We start from the raw sequence: 14,648 nt of genomic DNA, 5'->3' as shown, positions 1-14,648 counted from the left end.
CGAGGCGCCCGGCCCCCCGCACACCCTTCGACGCCGCCCTGCCCAAGGCCCGCGTCACGCCTGCCGCCCGCCTCGACCTGCGGGTGGTCGGGCTCCTGCGGGACTGTGGCAGCGACCCGCGGATCGCCAACGCCGTCCGGGTGCTCGGGCTGACCGGCGAGCACGGTGCCGTGTGGGTCGCCGCGGGGGCCGCGGGCGCACTCGGCGACAGCGAGCGGCGCCACGCCTGGGTACGTGCCACCGCCGTCGTCGCCGCCGCGCATGTGGCGAGCATGGGGGTCAAGCGGCTGGTGAGGCGCCCCCGTCCGCGTATCGCCGGGGCCGCGCCCCTCGTGCGGACCGCCGGGCGGCACAGCTTCCCCTCCTCCCATGCCGCGTCCTCGGCCGCCGCCGTCGTCGCCTTCGGCGCGCTGCTCCCCGGCGCGGCCACCGTGCCCGTCCTGGCGGCCGCCATATGCGTCTCCCGGCTCGTCGCCGGGGTCCACTACCCGAGCGACGTCGCCTGCGGCGCCCTGCTCGGAGCCGCCGCGGCTCGGGCGGGCCGCAACTGGACGCTGGGCGCCGGGGGACCCCCGGGAACCGCCTGGCACGTCCTGCCGGGAGCCGCGGCCGCCGCCCGGTTCGCCGTCACCGGCTCGGGCGCCCGGTCCGTCGCCGCGGTCGCCGCGCATGTGCTGCCCGGCTCGGGCGCGCGGTCCGCCGTGGCACGCGTCCTGCGGGCAGCCGGCACGACGCCCGGCGCGGGCCTCCGGTCGGTGGCCGCCGCCGCTGCCGCGCCCCTCGTGCCGTCCGCCGCCGCGGCCGCGGGCGGTGGGTCCCGTGGGTGAACCCTCAGCCGTGCTGGTCGAGGAGTCCGCCGGGTCCGCCGCGGCGGGCGGGGCCGTGGCGGGGGAGAAGCCCCCGCGGGGACTGACCGGGGGCCTGGTACGGACCGCGCGGCCGCGGCAGTGGGTCAAGAACGGGCTGGTGCTCGCCGCGCCCTTCGCCGCGGGGCGGCTGCTGTCGCTGCGCGACTCCGTCCAGCTCGGCGTCGTGCTGGTGCTCTTCACCGCGTGCGCGTCGGCCGTCTACCTGATCAACGACGCCCGGGACGCCGACGCCGACCGGGCCCACCCGGTCAAGCGGCGGCGTCCGGTGGCCTGCGGACAGGTGCCCGTCGGCGCGGCCTATGCCGCGGGCGGGGTGCTCGCGGTGGCCGCGCCCGTCACCGCCGCGCTGACCTGCAACGCCGACACCGCGGGCCTGCTGGCCGGCTATGTGGTCATGCAGCTCGCCTACTGCGTGTGGCTCAAGCACATGCTGGTGGTCGACCTGGTGATCGTCACCACCGGCTTCCTGATGCGCGCGATGGCCGGCGGGGTCGCCCTCGGCATCGGCCTGTCCCGCTGGTTCCTCATCACCTCCGGCTTCTGCGCGCTGTTCATGGTGGCGGCCAAGCGCTACTCGGAACTGGTGCTGGTCTCGGGCGAGGGCGGCGATGTCGGCGCCACGCGCGCGCTGCTCGGCGAATACACCTCGGGCTACCTGCGCTTCGTGTGGCAACTGGCGGCGGGCGTGGGTGTGCTGGCCTACTGCCTGTGGGCGATGGAGACCGGCGGTAAGGCCTCCGGGCTGCTGCCGTGGCGCCAGCTCTCGATGATCCCGTTCATCCTGTCGGTGCTGCGCTACGCGGTCTTCGCCGACGCCGGCTCGGCCGGCGCCCCCGAGGACGTCCTGCTGCGCGACCGCGCCCTCGTGGTGATCGGCCTGGCCTGGGGCGCGCTCTACGTGCTCGCCGCGGTCAACAGATGAGCGGACGCACCGAGTCACCCCGACGCACCTTGCGGCGCCCGCCGCGCCTCGTACCGCGGCGGGCATCCCGGCGTACATCGTCGAGCACGTCGGGCCCGCCAGGTCCGCCCGGCCGCGACCGCCGGCCCGCCCGGCTGCGCCGCATGCTGCCCGAGATCGCCGGCTTCGCCCTCGCCGGGTCCGCCGCCTTCGCCGCCGACCTCGCCCTCTTCGTCTGGCTGCGCGGCCACACCGGTCTGGGGCCGCTCACCGCCAAGTCGCTGTCCTTCGTGGCGGGCTGCACCGTCGCCTACCTCGGCAACGCGCTCGGCACCTACCGCCGCCGCGCCCCCACCGCGGGCCGGGCCCGCCGCTACGGCGTCTTCCTCGCCGTCAACGCCGCCGGCGCCGGCGTCCAACTGCTGTGCCTGGCCGGGTCGCACTACGTCCTGGGCCTCACCAGCCCCCGCGCGGACATCGTCTCCGGCGCGGGCGTCGGCATGGTGCTGGCCACCGCCCTGCGCTTCTGGGGCACCCGCACCCTGGTCTTCCGTACCGCCACCCGGAGCAGGAGGGGCGTGCGAGGGCCCGCGGAGGGTAGCCGACCTCCATGGACTGGCTGACCCGAATCCCGTGGATCGGTCCACGGCTCGGGCCGTGGTACGACAAGCACCTCAAGCACCGCGTCGACCGGCTGATGCTGACCCACGCCTGGCGGGCCTTCGCGCACCTTCTGGACGTGCACTGGACGCGGTTGGCCGCCGCCATGACCTTCACGAGCTTCCTGGCGCTCTTCCCGCTGATCACGGTCGCCGCGGCGGTGGGCGCCGCCCTGTTGTCGCAGAGCCAGCTCGACCGCCTGGAGCACAAGCTGACCGAGCAGATCCCCGGCATCGCCGACCAGATAGACATCACCGGCCTGGTCGCCAACGCCGGCACCGTCGGCCTGATCGCGTCCGGTGTGCTGCTCTTCACCGGCATCGGCTGGGTCAGCTCGCTGCGGGACTGCCTGCGGGCGGTGTGGCGCAAGGACAAGACCGGCCAGAACGTGGTACTGGGCAAACTCACCGACGCCGGCATCCTGTTCGGCCTCGGTGTCGCCGTGCTCGTCTCGCTCGGCGCGTCCGGCTTCGCCACAGCGGCCGTCAACTGGACCGCCGACCACATCGGCCTGTCCGAGCACAGCGCCGGGCGTGTCCTGCTGGTCGTCGTCGGCTATGTCCTCGCCGTCGTCGCGGACTTCCTGATCCTGCTCTACCTGCTCACCCTGATGCCGGGCGTCGACCCGCCGCGCCAGCCGGTGATCGTCGCCGCGCTGATCGGCGCGGTGGGCCTGGAAGTCCTCAAGGTCGCCCTGGCCAGCTACCTCCAACGGGTCGCCGGCCGCAACATCTACGGCGCTTTCGGCACGCCTGTCGCCCTGCTGCTGTGGTTCAACTTCATGGCCAAGCTGCTGCTCTACTGCGCCGCCTGGACCGCCACACCGCGCCACGCCCCCGACCCGCTGCCGTCAGAGCCCGCCAAGCCCGAGCCCGCCGAGGGCGGCGCGACCCGCTGGACGCGATGACGCCGTGACCTGGTGACGCCGTGAGCTGGTGACGCCGTGAGCTGGTGACGCCGTGAGCTGGTGACGCCGTGAGCTGGTGACGCCGTGAGCTGGTGACGCCGTGAGCTGGTGACGCGGTCAGCGGCGCCGGCGGCGGCCCGTTCCGCGGCCCGCGCGGCGGCTCGGCCCGCTGGGTCCGCCGGTCTCGCTGCCGGCGGCGGTGCCCGGGAGCGGACGCCGGCGGCGGATGACGGCGATGACGACCGCCAGGACCAGCGCGGTGCCCGCCGTGATGCCGGCGGCCGTCCACAGGCCGTTCGACGAGGACGACGAGGTGCTCGCAGACGCGTCGATCCGCTTGCCCCCCGAGGAGGTCGGCCGGGGGGTGGCCGACGCCGACGCCTTCACCTGGCTCAGCGGCGGCACCAGGGTGCCGACCGGCTTCGCGGTGGCGCCCGCCTTGAAGCCCCAGTCCAGCAGCGCGCCGGCCTCGCGGTAGACGTTGTTGTGACCGGGCGCCGGGTTCATCACGGTGACCAGCAGCTTGCGGCCGCCCCGCTCGGCCACACCGGTGTAGGTGGCGCCCGCGTTGGTCGTGTTGCCGTTCTTGACGCCCGCGATGCCCGGGTAGCGCTTCAGGTCGTAGTCACCGCTGAGCAGGCGGTCGGTGTTCTGGATCTGGAAGGAGTCGCGGACCTTCGTCGGCTTGCCGTTCTTGTCCTTCTTGTAGTCGCCGGGGAACTGCGCGACGACCGTGGAGCAGTAGGCGCGGAAGTCCGCGTTCTGCAGGCCCTGCCGGGCGAAGAGCGTGAGGTCGTACGCGCTGCTGTGCTGCCCCGGCTCGTCGTAGCCGTCCGGCGTGACGACGTTGGTGTCGTTCGCCTGCAGCTCCTTGGCCAGGGCGTTCATGTCGGCGACGGTCTTGGGCACGCCGCCGTTCATGGCCGCGAGCACATGGACCGCGTCGTTGCCCGAGCGCAGGAAGACCCCGAGCCACAGGTCGCGCACGGAATAGCCCTGGTTCTCCTGTATCCCGACCAGGCTGCTGCCGTCGCCCATGCCCTTGAGGTCGTTCGCGGCGACGACATGCTGCTCGGTCGACGGGAATCTGGGCAGCACGGCGTCCGCGAAGAGCATCTTCAGGGTGCTGGCGGGGGCGAGCTGCCAGTGCGCGTTGTGCGCGGCGAGGATGTCGCCGGTCTCCGCGTCCGCCACCAGCCACGACCGGGCGGTCAGCTTGGCCGGCAGCGCCGGGGCGCCGCCCGACAGGTCCACCTGGGTGCCCGGCACCCCCAGCCGGTCGCCGCCGACCGTCGACATCTGCGCGGGCGGCTGCGGCACCTTCGGTCCGCGCCCGGGCGCGGCCGCGGCCGTCCCGGCCAGGACGGAGCCGCCGAGCAGCACGGCGGTCGCGGCGGTCGCGGCGACTGCCGGAATGCGGTGGCGCAGGCCGCTACGGGCGGCCGGCGCGGTCTGAGGCTTGGGCACCCGCAAGAACGTACAGGGCTCAGCTGTCCGTCCCCTGCCCAGGGTCACCCCGCACCCGGGTGATCCCACCCGCCCCAGGGGTCGCCCCCGGCTCTCCCCTCATGGCGGCGGCACCCTGCCCCGGCCTCCGGTCGCGGCGCGATGCCGCTCATAATGGGACGTATGAAGCTCAGTCGCCCGGTGTCCTGGTTCCTCGCCGCCTTCGGGGTGTGGTCGTGGATCGTCTGGGTCACCTTTGTCAAGAATTTGTGGAAGGACACGAGTGGTCTGGCCTTCCGGCACGGTGACCACTCGTCTCCGACAGCGTATTTCTGGATCCACCTGACGCTGGCGGTGGTCTCGACGGTCTTCGGCACGGCGATCGGCGTGATCGGCCTCCGGGGTCTGCGGGCGCTGCGCGCCCGGCGGGGCGGGCAGCAGCCCGCGGTCACCGAGCCGCGGCCGCAGGACCCGACACCGGCAGGAAGGTGAGACCGGAGTCGCAGGGGGTGCCGGGGTCCTCCACGACGCACAGCATCCGTGCCGACCCGGTCCGGGCGTTGTCGTGACTCAGCCCGCCCCACCACGCGCCGCTGACCAGCACGAGGATGCCCGCCACCGGAGCGGCCACGCGTATGCCCGCGCGCAGGGTCCGGCGGGTGGCGACGTGGAGGCCACGGCTCCGCCGCAGCCGACGCGGTTGCCGGGGGGTTCGGGGAGACGGGTCGGGCGGGACATCGCCGGGCCTTTCCGATGGGGTCCGGCGACATCCCGCGGCGGGGTCAGTTGCGCCGTGGTGGAGCCGGGCTGCGGGTGACGGCGGTGCGGCCGATGGTCGGCAGGATGAAGTCCTGGATCAGGCCCTTGGCGTCGCGGACCATCGGGCGGAAGACCCGGTAGCGGGACAGGGAGATCAACTTCACGACCAGCGGGGTGGAGCGGCGCACGAACTCGCGGGTGCGGGCGGTGTCGGGGGTGCGGTCGAAGACCCAGTAGAGGACGACGACCATCAGGTGGAGCCAGAGCAGGTCGGGGAGGAGATCGGCCAGTTCGGCGTCGAGCTTGGGGGCCAGGTCGGAGCCGGCCAGGACGTCGCGGAAGAGGTCGACGGCGGTGGCCCGCGCCGGGTGCGACTCGTTGGAGAACGGGCTGAGCGAGCTGTCCGGGTCGGCCGCCGTGCGGAAGAACTGCGCGGCGAATCCGTGGTAGTCGGCCGCGCAGTCCAGCCAGGACTCCAGGGCGATACGCAGCCGGTCGTCGAAGTCCCGCTCGCCCGCCATGCGGGCCGTGGCGTCCAGCGCGTGCGCGTACGTCATCTGGTCGTAGAAGCCCTGGATCAGGAACTCCTTGGACTCGAAGTAGTAGTACGCGTTCCCGACCGAGACGCCCGCCTCCTGGGCGATGGCCCGCATGGTGGTCTTGTCGTAGCCGCGCTCCCTGAAGAGCCGCATCGCGGTCTCCAGGATCAGCGCCCTGGTCTGCTCGCTCTTGCCGGTCTTGGGCCGCGCCCGCCCGCCGGGCAGTTCCTCCGCGGCGCCGGCGGCGGGGCCCGAGGCCGATCCGGTCGTCGTACCGCTGCTGTTGTCCTCCATCACGGTGAGCCTATCCGGGTGGTCGGCACCCGTCCGCGCAGTCGCCGGGCCCGCGCGCGGTCCAGCCGCCGTCGCCCTCGTAGACCCAGGCGGTGGGCGGCTGCCCGCCTGCCGTGCGGGCTGCGCGGACCGGTATCCGGTCGGCGCCCGGGTAGGAGCGCGGGCCGGTGTGGTGCCCGGCGCCGTGGGCGGAGTCGCGGTATCTGGCGACGCCCAGCACCGCGGCCCTGGCCAGTCGGCGGCCGGCCGGGGTGCTCATGGCGTGGGCGAGGGCGCGGTGGTCGGCGAGCGCCCACAGGCAGACCACCCAGGCGGTGTCGCCGACATAGACCTGGCCCGCGTCGCCGACGGCGGTGATCTCGCGGCGGGTGGCGCCGTCGTGGTCGAGGGCGGGGAAGAGCCGGCGGGCCCGCTCCGAGCCGACCGGGACCAGCCGGACCGGGATCAGCTTGCGCTGCCCGGCCAGCCACCTGCCGACGAAGGCGCAGACCCGGCAGTCCGGGTCGTACAGCACGGTCAGCCCGCGCAGCGGCACCCGCCGGGCGGGTGCGGCCGCGGTCCGCTCGGCGGGCATCTAGGCCCCCGCGGGCTTCGGGCCGCCCCAGCCGCCGTCCGCCGTCCCGGTGTGCCCGTCGGGGTCCACCGGGGGGAACTGCTCGCGCTCCAGCAGGCCGCGGCGGCGGATCCTGTTGAGGGCGTAGACATTGCCGAGGTGCATCACGCCGAGCACCAGCAGCACCACTCCGAGCTTGATCGAGAGCTGCTCGAAGACCTGGCGGGCGTCGTCCGCCGTGTCGGCCGACTTGAGGTAGAGGGCGACGAAGCCCAGGTTGACCAGGTAGAAGCCGACGACCAGCAGATGGTTGACGGCGTCGGCGAGCTTCTCGTCGCCGTGCAGCACGTCGGCGAGGAAGACCCTGCCGTTGGTGCTGAGTGTCCGGGCCACCCAGACGGTCAGCCCGATGCTGATCACCAGGTAGACGGCATAGGTGAGGACGGTCAGGTCCATGACGAATTCCACCCCTCAAACATTCCTTGAACGTGTTCAAAACTTCGAACGGGATGACCATAGCGCTGTTTTTGAACACGTTCAAGCTTGGGGTCGCCCCAGGCGGCGCAAGGGAAAACGGAACGGCCCGGCTCCGAGGGATCGGAGCCGGGCCGTGAGCGGCGGGGGAGCCCCCCGCGGGGTCGTGCGTCAGTCGGCGGACGTCACCAGCGCCCTGTCCGGCGATCCGCCCTGCGGCGGCGCCGGCTCGTCCTCGGCCGCCTCGACCGCCATGTGCGGCAGCCGCTTGTCCAGCCAGGCCGGCAGCCACCAGTTCGCCTTGCCGAACAGGTGCATCAGCGACGGCACCAGCACCGACCGCAGGATGAACGCGTCCAGTGCCACCGCCCCCGCCAGCCCGATGCCGAACATGCCGAGCACCCGGACGCCGCTGAGTGCGAAGGCGCCGAAGACGCAGATCATGATCACCGCGGCCGAGTTGATCACCCGGCTGGTCTCGGCCAGGCCGACCCGCACCGCACGGGCGCTGTCCTTGGTGTGGACCCACTCCTCGTGCATCCGGCTGACCAGGAAGACCTGGTAGTCCATCGACAGGCCGAACAGCAGCGCCAGCATAATCACCGGCAGGAAGGCGTCGATCGGCCCCTGCCGGCTCGCGCCCAGCACGCTGCCGCCCCACGCCCACTGGAAGGTCGCCACCAGCACGCCGAACGACGCGGCCGCCGCGACCATGTTCATCACCGCCGCGGTCAGCGGGACGACCAGGCTGCGGAAGGCGAGCAGCAGCAGCACGAAGCCCAGCGCGATGATCACCCCGATGAAGATCGGCATCTTGCTGCCCAGTACCGAAGCGAAGTCCTTGAAGATGGCGGTCGGACCGCCGACGTAGGCCTTCATCGTGGTGCCGTGCTCGGCGGCCGGCACCACGTCGTCACGCAGGTGGTTGATCAGGTCGGTGGTGGCCTTGTCCTGCGGCGACGTCGTCGGCACGGCGCTCACCAGCGCCACCTTGCTGTCCGGCTGCATCGGCAGCGCGGCGGCGTAGGCGATGCCCTTGGTGTGGCCCAGCGTGGTGACCAGGCTGTCCAGCGCCGCCTTGTCCTTCGCGCCGCCCGGCACCTCCGCCAGGATGGTCAGCGGCCCGTTGAAGCCCGGCCCGAAGCCGTCCGCGAGGATGTCGTACGCCTTGCGGGTGGTGCTGGACGTCGGGTCGTTGCCCTGGTCGGACGAGCCGAGCCGCAGCGACAGCGTCGGGATCGCCAGCACCGCCATCACCACGACCGCGACCGAGGCCAACGCCTTGGGGTGCCGCTGCACGAAGGTCGACCAGCGCATCGCGGGACCGACCGAGTCGCCGACGTGCGGCCCGCTCGCGGCGAACTTCCGCCGCTGGCGGCGGCTGAGCACCCGCATCCCGAAGGCTCCGAGCAGCGCCGGCAGCAGCGTGGCCGCGCCGAGCACCGAGACCACCACGGTCATCACGGCCGAGATCGCCACGCCGTAGAGGAAGCTCAGGCCGACCGTGAACATGCCCAGCAGCGCGATACAGACCGTGCCGCCGGCGAAGAGCACCGCGCGGCCCGAGGTGTTCAGCGCGGTGACCGCGGCGTCCTCGGGCGACTTGCCGCTCAGGATGCCCTTGCGGTGTCTGGTCACGATGAAGAGCGCGTAGTCGATGCCCACGCCCAGGCCGACCAGCATCGCCAGCTGCCCGGCGAAGTCCGGCACGTCCATGGTGTGCGTGAGCAGGGTGATCATCGCGGAGGAGATGCCGATGGCGAACAGCGCGGTGATGATCGGCGTCAGCATGCCGAACAGCGAGCCGAACGCCAGGAAGAGCACCACGGCCGCCGCGCCGATGCCGACGAACTCGCTCACCCCGGCCGGCGGCTGCTCGACGGTGTTGATGATGTCGCCGCCCACCTCCACCTTGATGCCGTCGGCGCGCGCGTCGTGCGCGGTGTCGACCAGTTCCTGGACCTGCGACTTCTCCAGGGAGGAGCCGAGCACGTCGTACGTCACCTTCGCGTACGCCGTGGTGCCGTCCTTGGTGATCTGCGCGGACCCCGCGGGGTCGTAGGCGCTGACGACCTGCCCGACGTCCTTCTGGTGCTTGATCTTGTCCAGCATCGACGTGATCCGCTGCTGGACCGGCGCGTCCCGCACCGAGCCGGAGTCGACGTGCCACACCACGGTGTCGGACTCGCCCGACTGCTCGTGCACCGCCTTGTCCAGCAGGTCCATGACCTTGCTCGACTCGGTGTTGGGGAGCGAGAACACATTCGAATACGTGTTGCCGGCGATCTTCCCCGCGGCGCCGGCACCGAGCAGCGCCGCCACCCACAGCAGGATCACCAGCCATTTGTGCCGGAAGCACCATCGCGCCAGAGCGGCCACGATCTATCCCCTATCCCTCTTGTTTTTACACATGATCATGTCTTGGATCCACTCGCCCCCCTCCAGACTCAGCGGTCGTGCGGCCCGGACCCAAGCCGAAACGACTTCTCTCAAGGAACTCCAAGGTTCGGGTCCGCCAAGGGCCTTGCCCGAACCGGATACTGGACCGTATGGAGACAGTTGTCGGCACGGCTCCCACGGTGCTCGTCGTCGAGGACGAACCCGGAATCGCGGACATCCTGCGCATCACGCTCAGCTACAACGGCTTCACGGTCCACTGCGCCGCCACAAGGCGGGAGGCGCTCGCGGCGGTCCGCGAGCACCGGCCCGACCTCGTCCTGCTCGACGTGATGCTGCCCGACGGGAACGGCTGGGAGGTCTGCCGCGCCCTGCGCGCCGAACACGCCGCCGAGCGGGCCGCAGACCCCGGCACCGCCGACCTCGCCGTGATATTCGTCACCGCACGCGACGCCCCGCGGGACGTGGTCGCCGGGCTCGCACTCGGCGGCGACGACTACATCACCAAGCCCTTCGGCGTGGACGAGGTCGTCGCCCGGGTGCACGCGGTGCTGCGCCGCACCCGGCGCGACACCCGCGTCGCGGAACGGGTGCTGCGGCACGGCGACCTGGAGATGGACGAGGCCACCTACTCGGTGCGCCGGGCCGGCCAGCCCGTCGAGCTGACCCCCACCGAATACAACCTGCTGCGGCACCTGCTGCGGCACGCCGGGCGGATCATCTCCAAGGAGCAGCTGCTCCAGCACGTCTGGCAGTACGAGACCGTGGTGTCCTCGACGGTCGTCGAGACCTACATCTCCTACCTGCGGCGCAAGCTCGACCGCTTCGGGCCGCCGATGATCGAGACCAGGCGCGGCGTCGGCTACGGGCTGCGGGCGGTGGAACAGGCGTGACCCCGTGACCAGCCGGCTGCTGCCCCGCCCGAAGACCCTGCGCGCCCGCCTCACCCTGGCCAACGTCGCCTTCGTCGCCCTCGGGCTGCTGGCGACCGCCGCCTTCAGCGTGATGGCCACCTACACGGTGCTGGGCAGCGAGATAGACAACACGCTGCGCGAATCGCAGCGCTCGGTGAGCAGCGCGCCGGTCACCTCCCGCGGGCTCCAGCAGCTGTGCACGCTGGCCGACTTCCTGCAGGGCGGCAAGGACAGCGGGCTGTCCTTCGCCAAGGCCTTCAAGCAGGACCTCTTCGTGGTGCTGGACTCCGACGGCCGCAACTCCTCGGTGTGCGAGAACACCAGCGGCGCCAACAGCCGCATCCGCGAGGACCTCAACCGCGCCCTGCCCGACCCTGCCGCGCTCGCCCGCAGCGGCAAGGCGGTCAACGTCCGCGCCGACGGCACCGACTACCGGGTGATCATCACCCGGCTCAGCGACGGCAGCATGGTCGTCCAGGGCATGCGCTACAGCGGGCTCGAACACGCCATCCACAAGCTGCTGGTGTGGGAGTGCGCCGCCGGGCTCGGCCTGCTCGGCCTGCTGGCGATCGGCTCGCTGACCTCCGCGAGGCGGCGGCTGAGCCCGCTGGAGACCATGGTCGAGACCGCCTCCGCCATCGCCGAGGGCGACCTGTCGCGGCGGATCGCCACCGCACGGCACGGGTCGAGCGAGGTCAGGGAGCTGAGCACCGCGCTCAACGCGATGCTCCACCAGATAGAGACCGCCCTGACCGAGAGCGAACGCGCCACCGCCCAGCTGCGTCACTTCCTCGCCGACGCCTCCCACGAACTGCGCACCCCGCTGGCCTCCGTCCAGGGCTACCTCCAGCTGTACGAGAAGGGCATGCTCGACGCCGAGGACAAGGACCGCGCCCTGCACCGGGTCTCCGCCGAGGCCATGCGGATGAGCCGCCTGGTCGACGAACTCCTCGCGCTCGCCCGGCTGGAGGAGCGCCCCACGCTGGACTTCCAGCCGGTCGACCTGTGCGCCCTCGTGGAAGACGCCGCCGCCGACCTCGCCGCGCAGCAGCCCGGCCGCCCGCAGACCCTGCTGCTGCCGGCCGACAACCGGACCGCGTACGCCCTCGGCGACGAGGCGGGACTGCGGCAGGTGATCGGCAACCTGCTCAGCAACGTCCGCATCCACACCCCGCCGGACGCGCAGTTGGTCATCGAGGTCCAGGGCGAACCGGCCGTGGTCCTGCTGCGGATCGCCGACACCGGACCCGGGCTCGACGCGCAGGACGCCGCCCGCGCCTTCGACCGCTTCTTCCGCGCCGACCCCGAACGCGCCCCCGACACCGGCGGGGCGGGCCTGGGCATGGCGATCGTCCAGGCCGTCGTCCAGGCCCACCGCGGCACCGTCACCCTCGACACCGCACCCGGCAAAGGCTTCACCGTCCGCATCACCCTCCCGCGCGCCCGCAGACCGTTCCCCCCGGCGGCTCCGACCCGGGAGCCGGCAGCCGCGTCGCCGAACGGGCCTGCCTTCGAGTCGACTCCCCAGCCCTGAAGGCCCGAGCGCCCCGCGCTACTCCACCCCGAACCACCGTCCCCCCGCCGCCCGCAGCCCCGCCAGATCCTCCGCTCCCGGGACCGGGTCCGACGTCGCCCAGGCGACATACGAATCCGGGCGGATCAGCGCCGCCGTGAAGCCGGGCTCGGCCGGTGACTCGGCGCGGGCCGCCACCACGTCCACCCGGGCGGACCAGCCTGCCGCCGCCTTGGCCGCCGTCGCCGCCCCTGTGAGGTCGAGCAGCAACGGGCGTCCGGTGCGGGTCAGCTCGGCCAGCCGCACCGGACCGGTCGGGGTCGTCAGCGGCAGGTCCTCGGCATGGGTGCCGACCAGGGGGTGGCCGTCGGCGGCTATGTCGTAGCGCAGGTCGGACCCGGCGATCAGGTCGGCGACCCGCTGGATCGCCTTCCGGTCCGTCAGCAGCTCGCCGACCACCGCCCGCAGCGCGTCCACATCCCCACCCGGTGCCAGCAGGGCGGCCTGCGCCTGGGCGGAGACCAGGGTGCGGCGGGCGGCCGCGGTCCGCTCGGTCCCGTAGCTGTCGAGCAGTCCCTCGGGCGCGGTGCCCGCGAGCTGCGCCGCCAGCTTCCAGCCGAGGTTGATCGCGTCCTGGAGCCCGACATTCAGCCCCGGGCCGCCACCTGAGGCGTAGACGTGGGCCGCGTCGCCGATCAGGAAGACCCGGCCCTCGCTGAACCGCTCGGCCACCCGCGTGTTGCCCCCGGCCAGCCGGCGCAGCACGAACGGTCCCGGACCCTCGGGCGCCCCCACCGGCACCTCGCCCCCGAGCACCCTCCCCACGCTTGCCGCCATCTCGGCCAGGCTCATCGGCTCGTCGCCCTCGACCGGCTCCCACTCGACGGTCGCCAGCAGCGGCGGTCGGCCCGGCAGCGGCGCCCAGGTGAACGACCCGCGCTCGGTGCGCCGCGGCAGGAACGGCGGGACCGCACCGACCCCGGGCACCCGCAGCCCGTCAGGGCCCACGCACTCGGCGGGGACGCTCACATGCGCATGCCGGGAGACCGACCGGTCGTAGGTGACGCCGGGGAAGCCGATCCCGGAGAGCTTGCGCACCGCGCTGTGCGCCCCGTCGGCGCCGACCGCATAGCGGGCCGTCAGGCGGTACGGCCCGGCCGGTCCCGCCACCTCCAGCTCGACACGGTCCTCCCGCTGCGTCAGGCCGGTCACCTGGTGCCCGGTGCGTATTTCCGCGCCCGACTCGAGCGCGCGCGCCGCCAGCACCTGCACGATCCGCTGCTGCGGGACCGCCACCGTGTAGACCGGGCTGTCCGGCAGCCCGCTCAGGTCGAGCGGCAGCCCGGCGAAGGTGAAGTAGGCCCTGTTGGGCACCGGCGGGCCGGCGCTGCCGGTGAGGCTCTCGTACAGCCCGCGCCGGTCCAGCGCCGGGACGACCTGCCCGACCAGTCCGTTCGCCCGGGGCTCGCGGTCCGCAGACTCCGGCAGGCTCTCCAGCACGACCGGGCGCACGCCCAGCAGACCCACCTCGGCGGCCAGCATCAGTCCGGTGGGACCCCCGCCGACAACCACGACGTCGACATCGACTTCACCTTCATCGGCCATCAGGACGCACTCCTCTCGACTCTTCGTGCACGACTCTTCTTGCTCGGCGGTTCGGCGGTTCGACAGTGGGGCGGTCAGTCCACGGTCGTGGCGGGCAGGGGCAGGCCCGCCATCAGCTGTTCGAGCGCCTCGCTTATCAGCGGGCCCAGCGGGACCGGGGGATCGGCCCGCATCCAGTGGTTCATCGCCGTGCCGATCGCGGCGCTGACGCAGGCGGCGACCAGCTTCGGATAGAGGTCGGTCCGCGGGTCCGTGCCCGTGCGCGGGCCGATCGCCTCGGCCAGCGCCACCTGGGCGGACTGGTCGGCCCGCAGTACTTCGCCCTGCACGGCGGGGTCCGACAGCAGCTTCCAGATCGCGTCGGTGTGCCGCCTGCCCGCCACCGGGTCGACCGGTTTGCTCCCCTCGGGGACGAACTCGGCCTGGATGCAGGCGCTTATCGACTCCCACACCGGCTCGCGCGCGGGCCGCTCGTCCAGCGCCCGCGCGACCCGCAGCATCCGGTCCAGGTGGGTGGCGGCGACCGCTTCCGCCTTGCTGGAGAAGTAGTTGCGGAAGGTGCGCTCCGAGACATTCACCGCCGCGGCGATGTCCTCGGTCCGCACCTCCTCCCAGCCGCGCTCGACGGCCAGCGCGATCGTGGCGTGGCTCAGCGCGGCGCGCGTCTGCCGCTTCTTGCGCTCGCGAAGCCCCTCCGCGGCGTCGGTCGCCTCTGCCGCCCCCGCCGGGCCGTCCGTGGTGTTCATGCTTGCCAACGTAGCAGTTTTGCCGGACGGGAAAAAAGATCCTGTGGATAACTTTGCCGAATCGGTAAGAT

At 72.7% G+C, this 14,648-nt stretch carries 13 protein-coding genes and 1 pseudogene; 7 read left to right on the top strand and 7 right to left on the bottom strand.

Annotated elements, in window-relative coordinates:
- The first annotated feature begins 38 nt into the window (after positions 1 to 38).
- The 4 genes and pseudogenes from OG900_15485 (at position 39) to OG900_15470 (ending at position 3,337) form a co-directional block, all read left to right on the top strand.
- Positions 39 to 533 (top strand): annotated as a pseudogene (locus OG900_15485) (phosphatase PAP2 family protein).
- 349 nt (positions 534 to 882) lie between these two features.
- Positions 883 to 1,791: a decaprenyl-phosphate phosphoribosyltransferase gene (locus tag OG900_15480; protein ID WUH95776.1), complete on the top strand. Its 909-nt coding sequence runs from the start codon at positions 883 to 885 to the stop codon at positions 1,789 to 1,791.
- Between the two features lie 143 nt (positions 1,792 to 1,934).
- On the top strand, positions 1,935 to 2,393 hold the full coding sequence (locus OG900_15475) for a GtrA family protein (protein ID WUH91367.1): 459 nt from the start codon (positions 1,935 to 1,937) through the stop codon (positions 2,391 to 2,393).
- Complete coding sequence (locus OG900_15470) at positions 2,381 to 3,337, top strand: YihY/virulence factor BrkB family protein (protein ID WUH91366.1); 957 nt, start codon at positions 2,381 to 2,383, stop codon at positions 3,335 to 3,337. The genes OG900_15475 and OG900_15470 overlap by 13 nt, the downstream gene beginning before the upstream one ends.
- Positions 3,338 to 3,454: 117 nt before the next feature.
- On the opposite strand, the gene OG900_15465 is transcribed toward OG900_15470, so the two are convergent.
- Positions 3,455 to 4,699, bottom strand: coding sequence for a D-alanyl-D-alanine carboxypeptidase (locus tag OG900_15465; GenBank protein ID WUH95775.1), 1,245 nt, complete (start codon positions 4,697 to 4,699; stop codon positions 3,455 to 3,457).
- A gap of 267 nt (positions 4,700 to 4,966) precedes the next feature.
- Here OG900_15465 and OG900_15460 point away from each other — a divergent pair, with 267 nt between their 5' ends.
- Complete coding sequence (locus OG900_15460; GenBank protein ID WUH91365.1) at positions 4,967 to 5,275, top strand: hypothetical protein; 309 nt, start codon at positions 4,967 to 4,969, stop codon at positions 5,273 to 5,275.
- A gap of 290 nt (positions 5,276 to 5,565) precedes the next feature.
- On the opposite strand, the gene OG900_15455 is transcribed toward OG900_15460, so the two are convergent.
- From OG900_15455 to OG900_15440, 4 genes are all read right to left on the bottom strand, one after another.
- Positions 5,566 to 6,375: a TetR family transcriptional regulator gene (locus OG900_15455; protein WUH91364.1), complete on the bottom strand. Its 810-nt coding sequence runs from the start codon at positions 6,373 to 6,375 to the stop codon at positions 5,566 to 5,568.
- Between the two features lie 10 nt (positions 6,376 to 6,385).
- The gene (locus OG900_15450) at positions 6,386 to 6,949 is read right to left on the bottom strand and encodes a DCC1-like thiol-disulfide oxidoreductase family protein (GenBank protein ID WUH91363.1); all 564 of its coding nucleotides are present in this window, start codon (positions 6,947 to 6,949) and stop codon (positions 6,386 to 6,388) included.
- Positions 6,950 to 7,384, bottom strand: a complete 435-nt coding sequence (locus tag OG900_15445; GenBank protein ID WUH95774.1) for a hypothetical protein — start codon at positions 7,382 to 7,384, stop codon at positions 6,950 to 6,952.
- A gap of 189 nt (positions 7,385 to 7,573) precedes the next feature.
- Positions 7,574 to 9,781, bottom strand: coding sequence for an MMPL family transporter (locus OG900_15440; protein WUH91362.1), 2,208 nt, complete (start codon positions 9,779 to 9,781; stop codon positions 7,574 to 7,576).
- A 170-nt stretch (positions 9,782 to 9,951) separates the two neighbouring features.
- Between OG900_15440 and OG900_15435 the strand changes: the two genes are divergently transcribed.
- Both OG900_15435 and OG900_15430 read left to right on the top strand, forming a co-directional pair.
- Complete coding sequence (locus OG900_15435; GenBank protein WUH91361.1) at positions 9,952 to 10,692, top strand: response regulator transcription factor; 741 nt, start codon at positions 9,952 to 9,954, stop codon at positions 10,690 to 10,692.
- Between the two features lie 4 nt (positions 10,693 to 10,696).
- The gene (locus OG900_15430; GenBank protein WUH91360.1) at positions 10,697 to 12,247 is read left to right on the top strand and encodes a HAMP domain-containing histidine kinase; all 1,551 of its coding nucleotides are present in this window, start codon (positions 10,697 to 10,699) and stop codon (positions 12,245 to 12,247) included.
- A gap of 18 nt (positions 12,248 to 12,265) precedes the next feature.
- Here OG900_15430 and OG900_15425 read toward each other — a convergent pair whose 3' ends face one another.
- Together OG900_15425 and OG900_15420 are read right to left on the bottom strand one after the other, a co-directional pair.
- Positions 12,266 to 13,831 carry an FAD-dependent monooxygenase gene (locus OG900_15425; GenBank protein ID WUH91359.1) on the bottom strand — a complete coding sequence of 522 codons (1,566 nt, stop codon included), beginning with the start codon at positions 13,829 to 13,831 and terminating at the stop codon, positions 12,266 to 12,268.
- Positions 13,832 to 13,905: 74 nt separating this feature from the next.
- On the bottom strand, positions 13,906 to 14,577 hold the full coding sequence (locus tag OG900_15420; protein WUH91358.1) for a TetR family transcriptional regulator: 672 nt from the start codon (positions 14,575 to 14,577) through the stop codon (positions 13,906 to 13,908).
- Positions 14,578 to 14,648: the final 71 nt, after the last annotated feature.

The sequence above is a fragment of the Streptomyces sp. NBC_00433 genome (genome assembly GCA_036015235.1).
Classification (GTDB): domain Bacteria; phylum Actinomycetota; class Actinomycetes; order Streptomycetales; family Streptomycetaceae; genus Actinacidiphila.
The sequence above is the reverse complement of the archived record's forward strand: the minus strand, read 5'-3'. Positions and strand labels throughout refer to the sequence as shown.